Origin of the sequence: Flavobacterium ginsengisoli (assembly GCF_029625315.1) — a bacterium.
Taxonomy (GTDB): domain Bacteria; phylum Bacteroidota; class Bacteroidia; order Flavobacteriales; family Flavobacteriaceae; genus Flavobacterium; species Flavobacterium ginsengisoli.
In genome coordinates this window covers 4,203,085-4,222,644 of record NZ_CP121110.1, presented here as the reverse complement: position 1 = coordinate 4,222,644, position 19,560 = coordinate 4,203,085, and the positions used below count along the sequence as shown (strand labels likewise).

Below are 19,560 nucleotides of genomic sequence, written 5' to 3'. Positions count from 1 at the left end.
TAACACACGAAAATTTAATTCATCCGAGTTACTCACTTTTTGTTTTTTTTAAACCAACTCAGACTTTAATTCTTTTGCAACTGCAACTGGTACATTTTCAACAGCGTGATTCCAATATCCGAAACCGCCTTTGCCATTCCAAGCATTATCAATTGCTAAATGAGCATTAAATTCTGCTAAGAAAGAACCAATCCCTGGAGGCGGAACAGATTGAACGTATTGTCCTTGCAAACTCACTACCTGCGTAAATTCGCCAAACCCAGTAGAAAATATCTTTCCTTTTACTTGAACTACAATGTGGCTATCTGCTCCTTTAACAGCTTGTGTAATTACTACTGTCCCTGAAACAGAATGTTGCGATGGAACAACGACTAAACTAAATGCCGCAATTGGAGCACCTGGTGTTCCTACATTTCCGATTGTGCCTTTTGCTAAATAAGCACCTGCTAATAATTCTGACATAATTTGTTGTTTTTGGTTTCCTACTCATAAGGCTTTTCGGATGCGCCTCGTTTTTTATAGTGGGTTCTGCTCCACGCTTTTGTTAAAAAAACAGCTCAGAATTCATTTCAGATAAGTACTTAGGTTTATTTTATCAAATCAAAAGTGCAGATTCGAATAGTAGGCTTAAAATGAGAAATGAGACAGAGGCTTTTCTTACAGAAAACAAAGTAAAGAAGATTGTAAGAAAAAGAAATAAGTATAAATACCTGATTTTAAGAATATTCCTCTTTTTAAAATATCTTTCAATTATTTTTGAAAGTTTAAAAACTTTTACTTACATTTGACTCATGGAATTCAAAGAAGCAAAAAATAAGTTCGTACAAACTTGGGGAGCATTAGGTTCTCAATGGGGAATTAATAAAACGATGGCACAGATCCACGCTTTATTGATGGTTTCAAACGAACCTATTTCTATGGAAGACATTATGGAAGAATTGCAAATTTCTCGTGGAAACGCAAGCATGAATTTAAGAAGTTTAATGGATTGGGGAATTGTCTATAAAGAATTTAAAGCTGGAGAAAGAAAAGAATTCTTTACAGCTGAAAAAGATTTAGACGAATTAGCGGTTAAAATTTCCAGAGAAAGAAGTAAAAGAGAAATTAAACCAACGCTGAAAATCTTAAAAGAAGTTTCGACTATTGAAGCAAAAGATTCAGCAGAAGAAAAACACTTTGTAGATCAAACTACCAAATTATACGATTTTGTTTTGAAAGCAGATAATATGTTAGACAAAATGACTGAATTCAATGATAACTGGCTAGGAAAATTGGTCATGAAAATGATGAAGTAAAAAAATTTAATTCAAACTTTCATTTTTTTCTGAAAGTTTAAAACTTTAAAAACAATTGATATGAACTTCTTAAAAGCAGAATGGAAAAACTTAGCGCTTGTCAATTATGAAATTGATGCTGAAATCTTAGAAAAATATCTTCCTACAGGAACTGAGATCGATATTTGGGACAACAAATGTTATGTCAGTCTAGTTGGATTTATGTTTAAAAATACCAGAGTTTTAGGATTGAAAGTTCCGTTTCATATCGATTTTGAAGAAGTGAATCTGAGATTTTATGTAAAACGTTTTGAAAACGGTGAATGGAAACGTGGTGTAGTTTTCATTAAAGAAATTGTTCCTAAAAAATCTATCACTTTTATCGCCAATACTTTGTATCAAGAACATTATGAAACTCAGAAAATGAGACATGAAATAATAGAACATCAAAACACGAATACTTTTATCTATCAATGGAAGAATGACAAAGAATGGAATACAATTGAAATTGAAACCAAAAAAGATTTAAGTAAAATCGAAATCGATTCTGAAGCTGAATTCATTACAGAACATTACTTCGGCTATACAAAAATCGATGAAGAAACCACTTTTGAATATGAAGTGACACATTCAAGATGGGAACAATTTGAAGTTGTAAATCATAGAATTGATATTGATTTCGAAAAAAATTATGGAAGTGATTTTGGATTTCTTCAAACTCAAAAACCAACTTCCATTTTCTTAGCTCAAGGTTCAAAAATTACAGTGAAGAACAAAAGGAAATTGCAAATACTTCCTGTTCTGAAAGAGATGTATTAACCTCATAAATTGGGAAATCATGAATTTTAATATCATTGGGTATTTTGTTTACCTCAGCATAACCATTTTCATTATCCTAAAAGTTGGAAAAATCTGCTATAAAAACGGGAATATTTTTGTTTTAGAACTAATTCCAAATCACGCCGATCTCTGCCAAAAAATTAATCAGGTTTTACTTTTAGCCTATTACCTTTTAAACATTGGCTATTGTGCAATGACTTTAATTTCCTGGCAAAAAATTATTTCTTCGTCTCAATTGGTCGAAATACTCTGCATCAAAACTGCTGTCATAATTTTTATTATCTCAATACTGCATTACCTCAACATTTTGATTATCACCAAATACGCTAAAAAAATAATTCACAACAACTAAAATTCAAATATTATGGAAACTACAAAAATCTTAATTGGTTACGGAATTTATTTACCAGTCGCTTTATTTTTAACTTATTATGTTTCTAAAACCCTTTTCAAAAACGGAAAAATCTTTATGTTAGATATATTTAAAGGCCGCGAGGAAATTGCTGAAGCGACGAACAAACTTTTTGAAACTGGATTCTATCTTTTAAATATTGGTTTTGCATTAATGATTCTGGAACTGCAATTAAACCAAGACAGTTATCAGGAATTAATTGAAAGACTGAGTTATAAAATTGGTGGATTTTCTATTTATCTTGGCATCATGTTGTTCTTTAATTTGTATTTCTTTTTTAGAGGAAAAAGAAAAGCTAAAGAAGCTCAGAGAGAAGAAAGATTAGTTTTTAAAGCTTAATTATTTACTGTTAGGATCTGCCACGAATTTCACTAATTTTCACTAATTATTTTTAATGCAGATTGTACACATTTTAAAAATTGGTGTAATTCGTGTAATTCGTGGCTAAAAAAATCAACACAATGAACAAACTCATTATAGCAACTGGAACTGGTTTTCTTGGACAAGTTTTAATCCATCATTTCAGAGATAAATTTGAAGAAATTGTAATTCTAACCAGAGGAAAATCTAATACAATTGACGGAATCAAATATGTGAACTGGAATGCCAGAACTTTTACTGGCTGGGAAAAGGAATTAGAAAATGCTTCAGTCTTAATTAATCTCGCAGGAAAATCTGTAGATTGTCGTTATACGAAAAAGAATAAAAAAGAAATTCTTTGGTCTAGAATTGAAAGCACAAAAATTCTAAACAAAGCGGTTTTGAATTGCAAAAATCCTCCGAAACATTGGCTGAATTCATCTACGGCAACTATTTACAGATTTTCTCTCGATAAACAAATGGATGAAGTTGATGGCGAAATTGGAAATGATTTTTCTATAAATGTCGCGCTTTCTTGGGAAAAAGCATTCTTTAAAACCGAAACTCCAAAGACTTTAAAAACAGCTTTGCGAACTTCAATTGTTTTAGGTAAAAATGGCGGTGCTTTTGTTCCGTTAAAGACTTTGGCAAAAATAGGTTTTGGAGGAAAACAAGGAAATGGCAATCAGTTTGTAAGCTGGATTCACGAAGAAGATTTTGCCAATGCGGTTGATTTTATTATTGAAAAAGAAATGACTGGAGTTATAAATGTAGTTTCTCCTACTCCAATTCGAAATGTTGATTTTATGGAAAAACTTCGAAAAGCTGTTGGTTTTCCTTTTGGAATTCCGTTGAGCAAATTCTTTCTTGAAATCGGATCTTTTATTATTCGAACAGAAACCGAATTGGTTTTGAAAAGCAGGAATGTAATTCCGAAACGGCTTTGGGAAAATGGTTTTCAATTTAAGTTTGGGGATATTGATGAGGCATTTAAAAATTTATTGCGATAAAACAATGTGCATTTTTGTCATCCTGACGGAGGAAGGATCACACACGAAGCTCGACAAAGAATTGTCGATATAAATTGCGGAGTTCCTAGTGTGATCCCTCGTTCCTCGGGATGACAAGATTACACAAAGAAAAACTTAAACCAATGACAACAATAAATCTCATAACTAAAATAAACGCTTCGAAACAAATCGTTTTTGATGTCTCAAGGAATATCGATATTCACCAACAATCTGCTAGTCCTTCAAAAGAAAAAGCGATTGCTGGAATAACATCTGGTTTAATAAATTTAAACGAAACGGTAACCTGGCGCGGTAAACATTTCGGATTTTATATCACGCACAAAAGCCGAATTACTGCAATGAATTTTTATGATTATTTTGTAGATGAAATGGAAAAAGGTAAATTCAAATTTTTCAAACATGAGCATTTTTTCGATGAAGAAAATGGTTTTACAATCATGAAAGATAAATTGCAATATAAAACTCCGTTTGGGATATTTGGAAAATTATTTGATGTTTTGTTTTTGAAAAAACATTTGACGAATTTTCTTTTAGAAAGAAATAAAATTTTAAAAGCGGTTTCAGAGAAGTACGTTTAGATAAATTATTTAACTTTATAAGTATTATTCTTAAAACGAATTAATTACAAATAAAAAATATACTTATGAAAGTAAAAACGATATTAACTATACTTCTTTTTACCATTTCTTTTGTTGGATTTTCTCAAAGTAACTGCACCACTTTAAAAGGATGCGAAAGAAAATTATGTGAATTAAATACAAAATTAGTCACTGCGAAAAAAGCTGGAAATCAAAATCAGATAAAAGGTGTTGAAAAGGCTATTGCGCAAACCAAGAAAAACTGCACTACAAAAACAGTGAATAAAGATCTTGACAAAAAAGTAAAAGAGAAACAGCAAGAAGTAAATGAAAGAACAGCCGAGTTGAACAAAGCTATTAAAGACAATGAAAGCAAAGAAAAAATCGACAAAAAAAGGAAAAAGCTAAATGAGGCTAAAGCAGATTTGAATAAAGCTTTGGCGGAACAGAAAACCAAATAATTTTCTCTCGCAGATTTAGCAGATTTGAGCAGATTTCAAAAAAACATTTTAATTGCCTACAGCTTTAGCTGGAGGATAAATTATGACAGATTGTTTCTTGGCGTTAGCCAAACTTTGTCATTTAGTTAAAACCCTTATTGAAGACTTTTTTTACCTCCAGCTAAAGCTGGAGCAATCCAAAATTTAATAATTCATAAAATTTTCTTTTGAAAATGAATCTTCTCGTTTTACGGTTGCGTGAGGGATAGGAGCTGGCTACCGAAGTAGCGCGGATAGCCCGACCCCGATAATACAGGCGGGCGAATAAGCGCAAAGTAATTTTGCCCGCTTGCATTATCGGGGGCACGCCATAAATATTTTTACAGATAAAGAATCATCAACCACCAAAAAATAGGTACACTTTCTACCCAAAAAGAAGTATAATATTTGGAACGATTTGGATTGGCAAATGCAATAAACAACATCAGCATAATGACCATGATAAGATTTATAATCGCATCGTGATAATTGAACGTTGAAATAAAAACTTCTAAAAACCAAAACGGAATCAATAATAGAAATCCTAAAAGTTTGGTTTTCTTAACGCCAATTGTCTGCGGAACGGTTTGAAGATGCGGGTCATCATTTGCGAGATCCAGAATTTCAAAAACCAAAATCAACACAAAAACCAATATAAATCGCTGAATACATTTGATAAAGAAATCTGTTGTAAATGGAATTTCGGCATTTATTAAGGGTAAAACTAAAGTTGCTCCAACCCAACAAAGCGCTACAATGTAAATTTTTACGCCAGCCCAATTCCTGGCATTTTTTCGGTTTGGAAAAAATGGTAATGTATAAAGTGCAGTTATGGCAAAAATTCCAACGGAGACAATTTGGGTAATTCGCTTTAAATGGAAAAAATAATATCCAACCAAAATCAGCGAAATAAAACTCAAAACGGCTATAATTTTTAGTCGCGTTCCTATTTGATTTTTCTTTACGCGAACCAGCGCATCATATTTTACGAAATTATATCCTACAATTGTGCCAAAAAAAACAAAAAGTGCCATCGGCTCATCATATTGAATATGAAATACATGAAACGTAATTCGTACAAGAGCGTAACAAGATAAAGCCACATGAATACTGCTATTTAGATAAAAATCTAAGATGCGTTTTGATACTATCATACCCCAAATCTAATATTTTATTAACAAACCAAGTATTTGATTATAAATTTGATAAAAAATGAAGTTAAAAATACCTATTAAATTAGTAATAATACTTAATTTTGCGCCACAAAAAAACAACACATTTACTTTTAAATGTGATTCGTACCATAAAATGGTGTACGAGCACATTAATTAAAAAAACTTAGATAGCTACATGAAAACAGATGCTTTTGCTTTAAGACACATTGGTCCAAGAGAAACTGATCTTCAGCATATGCTGAAAACTATTGGAGTTGACTCGATCGAGCGACTTGTTTATGAAACCCTTCCAGATGACATTCGTTTAAAAGCACCTTTGAATTTAGATCCTGCGATGACCGAGTACGAATTTGCAAATCACATTCAAGAATTAGGAAGAAAAAACAAAGTATTCAAATCTTATATTGGTTTGGGTTATCATCCAACTATCGTTCCGGCTCCAATTCAGAGAAATATCTTCGAAAATCCAGGATGGTATACAGCTTACACGCCTTACCAAGCAGAAATTGCTCAAGGTCGTTTGGAAGCAATATTGAATTTCCAAACTACTGTTATCGAATTAACAGGAATGGAAATCGCAAACGCATCTTTACTAGATGAAGGAACTGCTGCCGCAGAAGCAATGGCGTTATTATTTGACGTTCGTACAAGAGATCAAAAGAAAAACAATACTCATAAATTCTTCGTTTCTGAAGAAATTCTACCACAAACTTTGTCTGTTTTGCAAACACGTTCAACTCCAATTGGAATTGAATTGGTTATTGGAAACCACGAAACATTTGATTTTTCAAATGAATTTTTCGGAGCTATTTTACAATACCCAGGAAAATACGGTCAAGTAAATGATTATAGTGCTTTTGTTGCTAAGGCAAAAGAAAACGAAATTAAAGTTGCCTTTGCTTGCTGATATTTTATCATTAGTCGCTTTAACTTCTCCAGGAGAAATGGGTGCTGCAGTTGTGGTTGGAACTACTCAACGTTTTGGTGTACCAATGGGTTACGGTGGTCCTCACGCAGCTTACTTTGCAACTAAAGACGAATACAAACGTTCTATGCCGGGTCGTATTATTGGAGTTTCTGTTGATACAAATGGAAATCGTGCTTTACGTATGGCTTTAGGAACTCGTGAACAACACATTAAACGTGAAAAAGCAACTTCTAACATTTGTACTGCTCAGGTTTTATTAGCAGTTATGGCTGGAATGTATGCGGTTTATCACGGACCAGAAGGTTTAAAATACATTGCAAATAAAGTTCATGCATCGGCGGTTACTACTGCTGAGGCTTTAAATAAAATTGGAGTTTCTCAAATTAACTCAGCTTATTTTGATACTATTTTGGTAAAAGCAGATGCTCAAAAAGTAAAAGCTATTGCTGAGAAAAACGAAGTAAACTTCTTCTATCCTGATGCTAACTCAGTTTCAATATCATTAAACGAAACAACTTCTATTGCCGACATCAACCAAATCGTTGCGATTTTTGCTGAAGCTTTAGGAAAAGAAACTGTTACGGTTTCTAAATTAACTGAAACTAGTCAATTACCGGCTTCATTAGAAAGAACTTCTTCTTTCTTAACGCATGATGTTTTCAACAATCATCATTCAGAAAGCCAATTGATGCGTTACATCAAAAAATTAGAGCGTAAAGATTTATCATTAAATCATTCTATGATTTCTTTAGGTTCTTGTACAATGAAATTAAATGCGACTTCAGAAATGTTGCCTCTTTCAATGCCAAACTGGAACAGCATTCACCCGTTTGCACCAGTTGAGCAAGCTGAAGGGTACATTACAATGCTTAAAAAATTAGAGCAACAATTAAATGTAATTACTGGTTTTGCTGGAACAACATTACAGCCAAACTCAGGAGCTCAAGGAGAGTATGCTGGTTTAATGGCGATTCGTGCTTACCACATGTCAAGAAACGAAGGGCACCGTAATGTGTGTTTGATTCCTTCATCGGCTCACGGAACAAATCCTGCTTCTGCTGCGATGGCGGGAATGAAAATTATCGTTACTAAAACAACTCCAGAAGGAAATATTGACGTAGAAGATTTAAGAGAAAAAGCGATTGAGCACAAAGATGATTTATCTTGTTTAATGGTAACGTACCCTTCTACTCACGGAGTTTTCGAATCTTCAATTATTGAAATTACAAAATTAATCCACGATAATGGTGGTTTAGTATATATGGATGGTGCAAACATGAACGCGCAAGTTGGATTAACAAATCCTGCTACAATTGGCGCTGACGTTTGTCACTTAAACTTACACAAAACATTCGCTATTCCTCACGGTGGTGGTGGACCTGGAGTTGGACCAATTTGTGTGAACGAAAAATTAGTTCCGTTCTTGCCAACAAACCCAATCTTAAAAGTAGGTGGTGAACAAGCGATTACAGCTATTTCATCTGCTCCTTACGGATCTGCTTTAGTATGTTTAATCTCTTATGGCTACATTACAATGATGGGAGCTGAAGGATTAAAAAGTGCAACAGAACACGCAATCTTGAATGCCAACTATATGAAATCTCGTTTTGAAGGTCACTACCCAATTCTTTATACTGGAGAATGCGGAAGAGCAGCTCACGAAATGATTTTAGATTGCCGTGCATTTAAAGAAAACGGAATCGAAGTTGGTGATATCGCAAAACGTTTAATGGATTACGGTTTCCACGCTCCAACGGTTTCTTTCCCAGTTGCTGGAACTTTAATGATCGAACCAACTGAATCTGAAGATTTAGCTGAGTTAGATCGTTTCTGTGATGCACTTATTTCAATCAGAAAAGAGATTGAAGGCGCAACTGCTGATGACAAAAACAATGTATTGAAAAATGCACCTCATACATTAGCAATGTTAACTTCTGATACTTGGGATTTCCCTTACTCAAGAGAAACAGCGACTTATCCATTAGATTACATCGCAGATAATAAATTCTGGCCATCTGTTCGTCGTGTTGATGATGCTTATGGTGACAGAAACTTAGTTTGCGGCTGTGCTCCTATTGAAGCTTACATGGAAAGCTAAGAATTAGCTTTTATAAATATCCAAACCCGACAGATTTCAAAAACCTGTCGGGTTTATTTTTTGTTTTGGTTTTTAAGTTTCCATTTATGATTGCTACTTTAAACCTGAAACTTTAAACTTTCTTCAAACAAAAGACTAAAGAAGAAATCTGATTTAAAGAAACATAACTTTCTGCTAATCTTTTGTGAAATTATTTCAATAAAATAAACATTACACCGAAAAAAAAATCAGTCCTAAAAACTATTTCAATCGTTTGAAATCTAGGAAATATTAAAAAATCATTAGAAAAAAAACAATATATCAACTTAAAAATCGTTTTTTCACAATTATATGCATGCATACTATTTTTTATGATAGTTATCATAATATTATTTATACATTAGCAATAAATTTATCGGATAATTAAGGGAAAAAATGAAAATAAAAATTATTGGTATTGGGAGCTATATTCCTAATCTAGAAGTAAAAAACACAGATTTTGATAAACATGTTTTTTTAAATGAGGATGGAACTCCTTTTGGTTACCCGAATGAAGTTGTAATTAAAAAATTTAAAGGCATCACTGGAATCCAAAACCGTCGTTATGCCGAACCTCAATATAATGCTTCTGATTTAGCTTTTTCTTTGCACAAAAAGCAATTGCAAATGCAGGAATAGATGCCGAAACTCTAGACTATATTATTTTCGCCCATAATTTTGGTGACGTAAAAACAGGAACACATCAAACAGATGTTTTGCCAAGCTTAGCAACTCGTGTGAAAAACAAATTAGGAATCAAAAATCCTAAATGTGTGGCTTACGATATTCTTTTTGGATGCCCTGGATGGATTGAAGGCGTATTGCAAGCAAACGCTTTTATCAAATCTGGAATGGCAAAAAGGGTTATGGTAATTGGAGCCGAGACCCTATCTAGAGTTGTTGATGATCATGATCGTGATTCTATGATTTACTCTGACGGAGCTGGAGTTTCAATTTTAGAAGCATCAACAGATGAAACTGGATTACTATCTTATGAGAGCGCCACTTTCGCCAATGATGAAGCCAATTATCTTTTCTTCGGAAAATCTTATAATCCAGATTTAGATCCAGACATTAAATACATCAAAATGTACGGACGTAAAATCTACGAATTTGCTTTAAGCAATGTTCCATGCGCCATGAAAAGTTGCTTAGATAAAAGCGGTATTTCAATTGATGAAGTCAAAAAAATCCTGATTCACCAAGCAAACGAAAAAATGGACGAAGCAATTATCGAACGTTTCTACAAACTTTACGATAAAACACCTCCAAAAGATATTATGCCAATGAGTATTCATGATTTAGGAAACAGTAGTGTTGCCACTGTTCCTACTTTATACGATTTGATTTTACAAGGAAAAATAGAAAATCACGAAATCAACAAAGGCGACGTTCTTATTTTTGCTTCGGTTGGAGCAGGAATGAACATTAATGCTTTTGTTTACCGATACTAGTCGCTGTTTTCAGTTTCATAGACTGAAAACTCTGATTGAGACTGAAAACTAAAAAAGTCCGCACTATAAGGTGCGGACTTTTTTAGTATATTTGCGACCTAATTAAAATCAAGAACGAGAGATTGTTCGTTCGCAATAACTATGTACGAAAAAACGTTTCCGAATAAAAGATTCAAACTTACCTTAGAGTTTTTACAAAAGCACGTTAGCACATCAGAGACTATTTTTGATTTTGGAGTTCCAAATCCGTTCTCTAAAATAATGGAAGAAAATGGATACACTGTAAAAAATACAAAAGGCGAAGATTTAGACAACAATCATAAGGCGCTACAAACAGAAGAATATACTGTTTTTACTGCATTTGAGATTTTCGAACATTTACTAAATCCATATACCATTTTGCAAAATGTAAAATGTGATAAATTACTAATTTCAATTCCGTTACGCTTATGGTTTTCGCCAGCATATCGTTCGAAGACAGATATGTGGGACAGACATTACCATGAATTTGAAGATTGGCAATTGGATTGGCTTTTAGAAAAAACAGGCTGGAAAATAACCGACCGATTACAATTTACACATCCAGTAAAAAAGTTTGGTTTAAGACCTTTATTAAGATACTTCACTCCAAGATATTATATTGTTGTAGCTGAGAGAGCTTAACTTCAAATTCTAATAAAAAATCTCAAATTCCAATTGAACTCGTTTCGATTGGAATTTGGAATTTATAAAAATTGGGATTTAAATTGAAAATTTTATGAAATATTACATCGTCATTCCCGCACACAACGAACAAGATCTCATTGGTCTTACTTTACAATCATTGGTTTCACAAACTGTTTTGCCTTCAAAAGTTGTGGTTGTAAATGACAATTCGACTGATAAAACAGAAGAAGTTGTATTGGGTTTTGCAAAAGAGAATCCGTACATCTCTGTTGTAAATAAAACTTCAGATGCGATTCATATGCCGGAAGTAAAGTGATTCAAGCTTTTCAAAAAGGTTTTGAAACTTTAGATTCTAATTACGACATTATTGTAAAAATTGACGGCGATTTAATTTTTCCTCCAAATTATTTTGAAACCATTATTAAACATTTCGAATCAGATCCAAGGGTTGGAATGGCTGGCGGATTCTGCTACATAGATAAAAATGGCGAATGGATTTTGGAAAACCTTACTGATAAAGACCATATTCGCGGTGCTTTAAAAGCATACCGCGCAGCAACTTTTCAGCAGATTGGAGGTTTACGTCCTGCAATGGGTTGGGATACTGTCGACGAATTGCTTTGCAAGTATTACGATTGGAAAATTGTTACAGACGAATCTTTACATGTAAAACACTTAAAACCAACTGGTGCAAATTATAACAAAACAGCTCGTTATAAACAAGGCGAAGCTTTTTATACTTTAGGATATGGTTTTTGGATCACTTCAATTGCTTCTGCAAAATTGGCAATGATGAAGAAAAAACCTTTTCTATTTCTAGACTACATTAGAGGTTTTTGGAAAGCTAAAAAAGCTAAAACTCCTTTATTGGTAACACCAGAACAAGCTAAATTTATTAGAAATTATCGTTTCCAGAAAATGAAACAAAAGCTTTTTTAATCTTAAAAAAATTAAAAAACTGCCAAGCCGAAACGGTAAACTGTAAACTAATCCTTAATTTAGCCAATATTTAAAAATTATGATGCTAATCCGTTATTTATCCCAAATCGGGAAATATTTTTTAATGCTGAAGGAAATTTTCAATAAACAGACTAAATGGCCTGTTATGAAAAATCTAATTCTAAAAGAAATCGATGATCTTATTATTGATTCACTTGGAATTGTTTGCTTTATCTCTTTTTTCATCGGAGGAGTTGTTGCCATTCAAACAGCGTTAAACTTAACTAACCCTCTAATCCCAAAATATTTAATAGGTTTTGCTACACGCCAATCTGTAATCTTGGAGTTTGCTCCTACTTTTATTTCGGTAATTATGGCCGGAAAAATGGGATCGTATATTACTTCAAGTATCGGAACAATGCGCGTTACAGAACAAATTGATGCTTTAGAGGTTATGGGAGTTAACTCTGTAAACTATCTTGTTTTTCCAAAAATAATCGCTTTACTAATGTATCCTTTTGTAATCGGGATTAGTATGTTTTTAGGAATTTTTGGCGGCTGGATGGCTTGTGCTTATGGAGGATTTTCAACTGGTGCCGATTTTATAATGGGAGCTCAAAAAGATTTCATACCATTTCATATTACTTATGCCTTTATTAAAACTTTAATCTTTGCCATGTTATTGGCAACAATTCCATCTTTTCACGGATATTATATGAAAGGTGGTGCATTAGAAGTTGGTAAGGCAAGTACAACATCATTCGTATGGACTTCAGTTTGTATCATTCTTTTTAATTATATATTAACTCAATTATTATTAGGATAATGATAGAAGTAAAAAATATAGAAAAATCATTTGGTGATAGTAAAGTTTTAAAAGGCGTTTCAACAATATTTGAAACAGGAAAAACCAACTTGATTATTGGACAAAGTGGATCTGGAAAAACAGTTCTATTAAAAACATTATTAGGAATTCATACGCCAGATTCAGGAACAATTGAATTTGACGGAAGAGTTTATTCTGATTTGGACAAAGACGAAAAACGTGACTTGAGAACCGAAATCGGAATGGTGTTTCAGGGAAGTGCTTTATTTGACTCGATGACAGTTGAAGAAAATGTAGCTTTCCCGCTAAAAATGTTCACCAATAATAGCAAAGCACAAATTAAAGAAAGAGTTGACTTTGTTTTAGAAAGAGTAAATCTTGTTGACGCTCACAAAAAATTACCTTCTGAGATTTCTGGAGGTATGCAAAAACGTGTGGCTATTGCACGTGCTATTGTAAACAATCCGAAATATTTGTTTTGTGACGAACCTAACTCTGGTCTAGATCCAAATACTTCGACTTTGATTGACAACTTAATTCAGGAAATCACAAAAGAATACAACATTACAACCGTAATTAATACTCACGATATGAACTCTGTAATGGAGATTGGTGAGAATATTGTTTTCTTAAAGAAAGGTCTTAAAGCTTGGCAAGGAACTAAAGAGGAAATCTTTAGAACTGACAACAAAGACATCGTAAAGTTTGTTTATTCTTCAAACCTTTTCAAAAAAGTAAGAGAAGCCTATTTGAAAGGCTAAAAGCTTTCAAAATTTAAATAAAAAAATCCCAAATTCCAGTTGTTGTAAACTTTGAAATTTGGGATTTCTTTTTATTTAAAGTTAGGTGAATAAATTTCAAACTTTAATTTACCAGATTCCTCTAAAAATAATTTTAGCTCCTCTGAGTGTTTCTGTGAATTCAACTTAACTATTGATTCCTTTTCTAAATGATTTTCGTTTAAAAAAACAAAATCTTGAACAGCGAAATTATAACTCACATCTGCACCTCCAGCGCTTAAGTACTCATTTCGCTGAAATGCTTTTTTATATAAAATAGAGAATATTTTATTTCCTTTTGCATTTATCTTTTTTGAATAGAAATTGAAATCTAAAAAAGACAATATCCTATAAAGTTCATTATCTTGAACTTTAAACCCAACTTTAGAAAATGTCAAAACCAATAAGGATATTCCAATCATTGAAAAAACAAATAACATAATAAAAAAGGCAACATTTAAATCTTTTATTTTGTGATTAATGAGTGTTTGCAAACCTACACATGAAAAATATAAGAAAAAAAATGTTGGCACTAAGAGTATTGCTTTTTGCTTAAACTCAAAATTGTCATTTAGTATTATTTTATTCATTATTCATTTAATTTTTTATTGAACATTGATTAGTTCCACTTCCGCATTCGGATTAAAAAGATATGTTTTCCCTGAGCTTATTTCGATGCATTCAAAACGTTTGGTACGAACGGCCAATTTCTTGAAAACTTTTCCGTTTTTGATCCTAAAAACACTTCCATACGGAATTTCAAAAACATAGTTCTTATCATTATCCTTGTCATATTGTTTTAAAGCCAAAGACAAAGTGGTATCGGTGTCACTACTTGCTGAAGGATTTTTGAAATGTCTTGCCAACAAAGGCAATATTTGTCCAGGAAATATTTCTGGTCGAATAAACGGAACCATCAGACGCTGAAAAGTAAATTTCCACTCATTTCCATGCGGTTTTATATTTCGTCCAAATTTTTCAAAAGCAACTAAATGCGCAATTTCATGAATTAGCGTAATTAAAAACCGATATTTATTCAAACTTGCATTAACCGTAATTTCATGTTTTCCACTTGGTCCGCGTCTATAATCTCCGTGACGCGTTTGGCGTTCGTTTACAATTTTCAAATGAACCTGATTGGCCACTATCAAATCAAAAACAGGTTTTACCGCATGTTCTGGAATATATTTAGCTAAAGTATCGCTCAATTTAATTATGAATTATGAGTTTTTTCTTTGTCGTTAAAATTATACTTTTTATGATTTTTAGCACTTCTTCACATTGCTTGTGCATTGATTCAAATTCAGCAATAGTAATATACTTTGTTTCAATCAATATTTCTAACCAATACATTGATTCATCACATTCTTTCTGAGAAATTGATAATTTATGAATAAAATCAGCTTTGCTTTGTGCATTCACAGCTTCCCGAACATTGGCACCAACTGAAGTAACCGAACGCAAAAACTGTTTACTCATTACAAATTCTTTCCTTTCTGCTACTAGCCATTTATAAAAGTTAACTCCTCTTACAGCTAACTCAAAACTTTTAGTTTTCACAATACTCTCACTCATAATTCAAAACTCATAATTCACAACTAATTATGGATTAGTTGAAGAAACTTCAAGAACTTTTCCGTTAAAATACTTATTTCCGTTTAATGTAAAATCATAAATATAAGTTGCCATTCCTTCTGCTGAAATCGGCGCTTGATATCCAGGAAAAGCTTCGTTTAGCATTTCGGTCTGAACAGAACCTAAAGCCAAAACATTAAATGAAATTCCTTTTTCTTTATATTCTTCGGCTAGTAATTCAGTCAAAGTAATTACAGCACCTTTGCTCGAACTATAAGCGACTAATCCTGCGAATTTCAAACTTCCGCGAACTCCACCAATCGAACTAATCGTAACTACGTGACTTCCTTTTTCTAAATACGGAATACAAATACGAGTTAGATTCGCAACAGCAAAAACATTCACTTTATAAATGCTTTCAAAATCTGCTTGTGTAGTTTGCTCAAAAGGTTTTAAAAGCAAAGCACCTGCATTATGAACTACTGCATCTACTTTTTTCCATGTCGAAGAAAGAAAATTTTCAACTTGTCCCAAAGCATTTTCATCTGCCAAATCAACAGACAGACAAGTTATATTTTGATGTTCTAAAAGTGCTTGCGGGATTTTTCTGGAAATGGCCAAAACCTGATGACCTGCTTCAGCAAATTTCAAGGCCAATTCATAACCAATTCCTCTGCTTGTTCCTGTAACGATAATATTTTTCATTAGACAAAAATAATCAAATGCTGTAAAACAGCCTCTTATTTATTCATGGTTATTTCTTGTGTAGGCGAAATAGCAATTTTGGTTACTGCAGGCAATAATTCTTGTGTGAATGCCGTGATGTGCGGAATATCCATTAATTTAAATTCATCTGAAACATGATGATAATAATCAAAGTTTTCAAAATCAAAAGTACTTAGAGATTGACATGGTTTTCCGAAAGCCTGAAAAAACGAATAATTATCAGATCTATAAAACAGTTTATATTCTGCTTCTTTAGGTAAAAATCCGATGGTGTTTTTTCCTGTGTATTCATTTATTTTCTGTGCCATGTTCGATTTATCAAAACCAGTAATATAAGCTAGATAATCTCGTTTCATTGGCACACCAATCATTTCGATATTTAATTGTGTGTAAAGATTGAAATTTTGCTTTTTTAATTTCTCTACTAAACTTTTAGAACCTAACAATCCTTTTTCTTCTCCAGCAAAAAAGACAATTAATATACTTCGTTTGTTAGCTTTAGTTGTGCTAAAATATTTTGCCATTGCAGCCACAGAAGTCACACCCGAAGCATCATCATTTGCGCCATTATTAATTTTATCAGCCTGATCTTTTGTCTCTAAACCAATATGATCGTAATGCGCGCTCAAAACAACAAATTCTTTTTTTAGTTCGGGATCTGTTCCCTCAATAACTCCAACAATATTAAACGCTGGCTTTTCGAAATTGGTTAAAGTATCGCGATAAGTTTTAAAATACGGTTTAATTTTATTTTTCTTTAAAAAGTCTTCCAAGAAAACGGTCGCTTTTTCAATTCCTTTGGTTCCAGTCTCACGTCCTTCTAATTCATCAGAAGAAAGATATTTTAAGAAATCTGAAATTTCAGATTCCTTTACTTTATAACTGATTTCTATAGGTTTTGAAACTCCTTTTATTTCATTCTCTTTTGTTGTTGAAGTTCCCGATTTGCATGCTAGAAAAACAAGAGGAAGCAGAAAGTATAGCTTTTTCATAATGTTTGGTTTGATTTAATACTGAGTAAGAAACAAAAATTTACTTTAAGGCATAAACTTATGAAAAGTAATAGAATATTCATAAAAAAACCCTTTCAAACTAAAAGCTGAAAGGGTTTTAAAATTTATTTTGAAATCTATTTATCCTGCAATAACTGCTCTAGAAATTACAATTTTCTGAATTTCAGAAGTTCCTTCGTAGATCTGAGTGATTTTAGCATCACGCATTAAACGCTCTACGTGGTATTCTTTTACATATCCGTTTCCTCCGTGAATTTGGACAGCTTCAACTGAAGTATCCATTGCAACTTGCGAAGCAAATAATTTTGCCATTGCACCGCTCACGTCGTAGTTTTTATGATTGTCTTTATCCCAAGTCGCTTTCATACATAAATGACGCGCCGCTTCGATGTTTACAGCCATATCTGCCAATTTAAAAGCAATTGCCTGATGATTGCAAATTTCTGTTCCAAAAGCTTTACGCTCTTTAGAATATTTCAAAGCCATTTCGTAAGCTCCAGAAGCAATTCCTAACGCTTGAGAAGCAATTCCGATTCTTCCTCCCGCAAGAGTTTTCATAGCAAATTTAAATCCGAAACCATCTTCTCCGATTCTATTTTCTTTTGGAACTTTAACATCAGAAAACATTAAAGAATGTGTATCAGAACCACGGATTCCCATTTTTTGTTCTTTCGGACCAACTGAGAAACCTGGCATATCTTTCGTCATAATTAAAGCATTGATTCCTTTGTGCTTTAATTCTGGATGAGTTTGTGCAATTACTAAATATACAGAAGCTGTATTTCCGTTTGTAATCCAGTTTTTAGTTCCGTTCACTAAATAGTGATCTCCCATATCAACCGCTGTTGTTTTTTGAGAAGTCGCATCACTTCCTGCTTCAGGCTCACTTAAACAGAAAGCTCCGTGAATTTCTCCAGAAGCTAAACCTGGTAAATATTTTTGTTTTTGTTCTTCGGTACCATATTCTTGTAATCCCCAGCAAACTAATGAATTGTTTACAGACATAACAACAGAAGCAGAAGCATCTATTTTAGAAATTTCTTCCATTGCAATAACATAAGAAATAGCGTCAAGACCGCTTCCTCCGTATTTAGGATCAACCATCATTCCCATAAATCCAAGCTCACCCATTTTTTTGATTTGCTCAGTTGGAAAAATTTGTTTTTCGTCTCGTTCAATAACTCCCGGCAATAATTCATTTTGAGCAAAATCTCTTGCTGCCTGTTGAATCATTAAATGTTCTTCGGTAAGATTAAAATCCATAGTAGTTTACTTTAAATGTTTTTCTCAACCAGATTTCAAAACAGATTTCTTTAGTTGATAGTTTTTTTATGTTTTTTGTGTTTTTTCGGAGCCTCTTTTTTTAAAGCAAAGGCTTCCAAAGATACTTTTTAAAAGTGTAATTTACAATGCATGCATATAAAATTAATAGATCAGCAAAGATAACGATAACGTTTTCGTAATTATTTAGCTTTTTCTCCAAATGAGCGTTAATCTCGCAACAATTCTTTTAAAATTTAAAAGTCTTTTTTTCTTTTTAGAGCATATAAAAACGGACATTTTGATGACTTTTTACCAGTCTTTCATTAAACAATTCTTAAAACACGTAAATCTACGTAAAACTAGTCTTACTAAATTGATTTTTAATGTAATACAAAAATTAAATGTAAATTTTACAGAAAAAAAACATATTGAAAATGAACCAAATATTAATAAATTAACATTATTTTTGACCAAAAAATAAATAATTGATAGAACATGAAAAAGATTTTACTATTACTAACATTCCTCTTAAGCTTACAATTTTCTACTGTTTCGGCACAAACTCAAATCGATGTTAATGGCGTAACAGTTCCTAGAAAAATAGATTTTCTAGGTAAGACTTTACAACTTAACGGTGCTGGTGGAAGATCAAAAATGTGGTTGGAAGTTTATGTGCAGGCATTGTATTTATCTCAATTAGCGCAGGATCCTCAATTCATTATTGATAGTGATACTGAAATGGCAGTTAGAATCGAAATTACTTCTTCTATGGTTTCTTCAAATAAACTGACAAAAGCTATGAACACAGGTTTTGAAAAATCTGCGGGTGCAAATCTTGAACAATTACGTCCTAGAATTGAGCAGTTAAAAAGTTTCTTAAGCGATGCCATTACAGAAAAAGATGTTTTCATTTTAGCATACAACCCATTAGACCAAAATGTTTATGTTTCTAAAAACGAAGTTTTGAAAGGAAAAATTCCTGGATTCGATTTCAAAAAAGCATTATTCGGAATCTGGCTTTCTGATAAACCAGTTGACGAAACTTTGAAAAAACATTTATTAGGACAATAATTCTTAATTTTCTGAATATTCAAAAAGCCGTCCCGAAAAATTTCGGGACGGCTTT

Annotated in this window: 19 protein-coding genes and 3 pseudogenes; 14 read left to right on the top strand and 8 right to left on the bottom strand. The window is 32.7% G+C overall.

Annotation, left to right across the window (positions count from 1 at the left end):
• Positions 1–48: 48 nt before the first annotated feature.
• Complete coding sequence (locus tag P5P87_RS19840) at positions 49–462, bottom strand: DUF1842 domain-containing protein (RefSeq protein WP_278020360.1); 414 nt, start codon at positions 460–462, stop codon at positions 49–51.
• Positions 463–791: 329 nt separating this feature from the next.
• Here P5P87_RS19840 and P5P87_RS19835 point away from each other — a divergent pair, with 329 nt between their 5' ends.
• From P5P87_RS19835 to P5P87_RS19805, 7 genes are all read left to right on the top strand, one after another.
• Positions 792–1,295 carry a GbsR/MarR family transcriptional regulator gene (locus tag P5P87_RS19835; RefSeq protein WP_177211992.1) on the top strand — a complete coding sequence of 168 codons (504 nt, stop codon included), beginning with the start codon at positions 792–794 and terminating at the stop codon, positions 1,293–1,295.
• 60 nt (positions 1,296–1,355) lie between these two features.
• Positions 1,356–2,093, top strand: a complete 738-nt coding sequence (locus tag P5P87_RS19830; protein WP_278020359.1) for a YqjF family protein — start codon at positions 1,356–1,358, stop codon at positions 2,091–2,093.
• A 19-nt stretch (positions 2,094–2,112) separates the two neighbouring features.
• Complete coding sequence (locus P5P87_RS19825) at positions 2,113–2,466, top strand: hypothetical protein (protein WP_278020358.1); 354 nt, start codon at positions 2,113–2,115, stop codon at positions 2,464–2,466.
• Between the two features lie 12 nt (positions 2,467–2,478).
• A complete protein-coding gene (locus P5P87_RS19820) occupies positions 2,479–2,865 on the top strand; it encodes a hypothetical protein (protein WP_066033505.1) in 387 nt (128 codons plus the stop codon).
• Positions 2,866–2,987: 122 nt separating this feature from the next.
• Positions 2,988–3,896 carry a TIGR01777 family oxidoreductase gene (locus tag P5P87_RS19815; RefSeq protein ID WP_278020357.1) on the top strand — a complete coding sequence of 303 codons (909 nt, stop codon included), beginning with the start codon at positions 2,988–2,990 and terminating at the stop codon, positions 3,894–3,896.
• A gap of 143 nt (positions 3,897–4,039) precedes the next feature.
• Entirely contained in the window at positions 4,040–4,495 is a 456-nt protein-coding gene (locus P5P87_RS19810; RefSeq protein WP_278020356.1) for an SRPBCC family protein, read from the top strand.
• 65 nt (positions 4,496–4,560) lie between these two features.
• Positions 4,561–4,956: a DUF1090 domain-containing protein gene (locus tag P5P87_RS19805; protein WP_278020355.1), complete on the top strand. Its 396-nt coding sequence runs from the start codon at positions 4,561–4,563 to the stop codon at positions 4,954–4,956.
• 359 nt (positions 4,957–5,315) lie between these two features.
• On the opposite strand, the gene P5P87_RS19800 is transcribed toward P5P87_RS19805, so the two are convergent.
• Positions 5,316–6,128 carry a UbiA prenyltransferase family protein gene (locus P5P87_RS19800; protein WP_278020354.1) on the bottom strand — a complete coding sequence of 271 codons (813 nt, stop codon included), beginning with the start codon at positions 6,126–6,128 and terminating at the stop codon, positions 5,316–5,318.
• Positions 6,129–6,324: 196 nt separating this feature from the next.
• Between P5P87_RS19800 and gcvP the strand changes: the two are divergent.
• The 6 genes and pseudogenes from gcvP (at position 6,325) to P5P87_RS19770 (ending at position 13,839) form a co-directional block, all read left to right on the top strand.
• Positions 6,325–9,175 (top strand): annotated as a pseudogene (gcvP, locus tag P5P87_RS19795) (aminomethyl-transferring glycine dehydrogenase).
• Between the two features lie 414 nt (positions 9,176–9,589).
• Positions 9,590–10,647: pseudogene (locus tag P5P87_RS19790) on the top strand (3-oxoacyl-ACP synthase III family protein).
• Positions 10,648–10,788: 141 nt separating this feature from the next.
• Complete coding sequence (locus tag P5P87_RS19785) at positions 10,789–11,310, top strand: methyltransferase (protein ID WP_198857820.1); 522 nt, start codon at positions 10,789–10,791, stop codon at positions 11,308–11,310.
• A 94-nt stretch (positions 11,311–11,404) separates the two neighbouring features.
• Positions 11,405–12,252, top strand: a pseudogene (locus P5P87_RS19780) (glycosyltransferase family 2 protein).
• Between the two features lie 79 nt (positions 12,253–12,331).
• Entirely contained in the window at positions 12,332–13,078 is a 747-nt protein-coding gene (locus tag P5P87_RS19775) for an MlaE family ABC transporter permease (protein WP_198857822.1), read from the top strand.
• Positions 13,078–13,839: an ABC transporter ATP-binding protein gene (locus P5P87_RS19770; protein WP_198857823.1), complete on the top strand. Its 762-nt coding sequence runs from the start codon at positions 13,078–13,080 to the stop codon at positions 13,837–13,839. The genes P5P87_RS19775 and P5P87_RS19770 overlap by 1 nt, the downstream gene beginning before the upstream one ends.
• 71 nt (positions 13,840–13,910) lie before the next feature.
• Here the strand turns inward: P5P87_RS19770 and P5P87_RS19765 are convergent, their stop codons facing one another.
• The 6 genes from P5P87_RS19765 to P5P87_RS19740 all read right to left on the bottom strand — a co-directional run bounded on the left by P5P87_RS19765 (position 13,911) and on the right by P5P87_RS19740 (position 18,434).
• Positions 13,911–14,447 (bottom strand): hypothetical protein, encoded by a 537-nt coding sequence (locus P5P87_RS19765; RefSeq protein WP_198857824.1) that lies wholly within the window; start codon positions 14,445–14,447, stop codon positions 13,911–13,913.
• A gap of 15 nt (positions 14,448–14,462) precedes the next feature.
• Entirely contained in the window at positions 14,463–15,065 is a 603-nt protein-coding gene (locus P5P87_RS19760; protein WP_198857825.1) for a SprT-like domain-containing protein, read from the bottom strand.
• A 1-nt stretch (position 15,066) separates the two neighbouring features.
• The gene (locus P5P87_RS19755) at positions 15,067–15,432 is read right to left on the bottom strand and encodes a four helix bundle protein (protein WP_278020353.1); all 366 of its coding nucleotides are present in this window, start codon (positions 15,430–15,432) and stop codon (positions 15,067–15,069) included.
• 27 nt (positions 15,433–15,459) lie between these two features.
• On the bottom strand, positions 15,460–16,137 hold the full coding sequence (locus P5P87_RS19750) for an SDR family NAD(P)-dependent oxidoreductase (RefSeq protein WP_278020352.1): 678 nt from the start codon (positions 16,135–16,137) through the stop codon (positions 15,460–15,462).
• 35 nt (positions 16,138–16,172) lie between these two features.
• Entirely contained in the window at positions 16,173–17,150 is a 978-nt protein-coding gene (locus P5P87_RS19745) for a M28 family peptidase (protein WP_278020351.1), read from the bottom strand.
• 141 nt (positions 17,151–17,291) lie between these two features.
• Entirely contained in the window at positions 17,292–18,434 is a 1,143-nt protein-coding gene (locus P5P87_RS19740; protein ID WP_278020350.1) for an acyl-CoA dehydrogenase, read from the bottom strand.
• A gap of 495 nt (positions 18,435–18,929) precedes the next feature.
• Here P5P87_RS19740 and P5P87_RS19735 point away from each other — a divergent pair, with 495 nt between their 5' ends.
• On the top strand, positions 18,930–19,505 hold the full coding sequence (locus tag P5P87_RS19735; protein ID WP_198857830.1) for a chalcone isomerase family protein: 576 nt from the start codon (positions 18,930–18,932) through the stop codon (positions 19,503–19,505).
• The last annotated feature ends 55 nt before the right edge of the window (positions 19,506–19,560 follow it).

Excerpts from the sequence above, each read along its gene's own strand:
- P5P87_RS19840 (WP_278020360.1), bottom strand. The coding sequence starts at position 462 with ATGTCAGAATTATTAGCAGGTGCTTATTTAGCAAAAGGCACAATCGGA.
- P5P87_RS19835 (WP_177211992.1), top strand. The coding sequence starts at position 792 with ATGGAATTCAAAGAAGCAAAAAATAAGTTCGTACAAACTTGGGGAGCA.
- P5P87_RS19830 (WP_278020359.1), top strand. The coding sequence starts at position 1,356 with ATGAACTTCTTAAAAGCAGAATGGAAAAACTTAGCGCTTGTCAATTAT.
- P5P87_RS19825 (WP_278020358.1), top strand. The coding sequence starts at position 2,113 with ATGAATTTTAATATCATTGGGTATTTTGTTTACCTCAGCATAACCATT.
- P5P87_RS19820 (WP_066033505.1), top strand. The coding sequence starts at position 2,479 with ATGGAAACTACAAAAATCTTAATTGGTTACGGAATTTATTTACCAGTC.
- P5P87_RS19815 (WP_278020357.1), top strand. The coding sequence starts at position 2,988 with ATGAACAAACTCATTATAGCAACTGGAACTGGTTTTCTTGGACAAGTT.
- P5P87_RS19810 (WP_278020356.1), top strand. The coding sequence starts at position 4,040 with ATGACAACAATAAATCTCATAACTAAAATAAACGCTTCGAAACAAATC.
- P5P87_RS19805 (WP_278020355.1), top strand. The coding sequence starts at position 4,561 with ATGAAAGTAAAAACGATATTAACTATACTTCTTTTTACCATTTCTTTT.
- P5P87_RS19800 (WP_278020354.1), bottom strand. The coding sequence starts at position 6,128 with ATGATAGTATCAAAACGCATCTTAGATTTTTATCTAAATAGCAGTATT.
- P5P87_RS19785 (WP_198857820.1), top strand. The coding sequence starts at position 10,789 with ATGTACGAAAAAACGTTTCCGAATAAAAGATTCAAACTTACCTTAGAG.
- P5P87_RS19775 (WP_198857822.1), top strand. The coding sequence starts at position 12,332 with ATGATGCTAATCCGTTATTTATCCCAAATCGGGAAATATTTTTTAATG.
- P5P87_RS19770 (WP_198857823.1), top strand. The coding sequence starts at position 13,078 with ATGATAGAAGTAAAAAATATAGAAAAATCATTTGGTGATAGTAAAGTT.
- P5P87_RS19765 (WP_198857824.1), bottom strand. The coding sequence starts at position 14,447 with ATGAATAAAATAATACTAAATGACAATTTTGAGTTTAAGCAAAAAGCA.
- P5P87_RS19755 (WP_278020353.1), bottom strand. The coding sequence starts at position 15,432 with ATGAGTGAGAGTATTGTGAAAACTAAAAGTTTTGAGTTAGCTGTAAGA.
- P5P87_RS19750 (WP_278020352.1), bottom strand. The coding sequence starts at position 16,137 with ATGAAAAATATTATCGTTACAGGAACAAGCAGAGGAATTGGTTATGAA.
- P5P87_RS19745 (WP_278020351.1), bottom strand. The coding sequence starts at position 17,150 with ATGAAAAAGCTATACTTTCTGCTTCCTCTTGTTTTTCTAGCATGCAAA.
- P5P87_RS19740 (WP_278020350.1), bottom strand. The coding sequence starts at position 18,434 with ATGGATTTTAATCTTACCGAAGAACATTTAATGATTCAACAGGCAGCA.
- P5P87_RS19735 (WP_198857830.1), top strand. The coding sequence starts at position 18,930 with ATGAAAAAGATTTTACTATTACTAACATTCCTCTTAAGCTTACAATTT.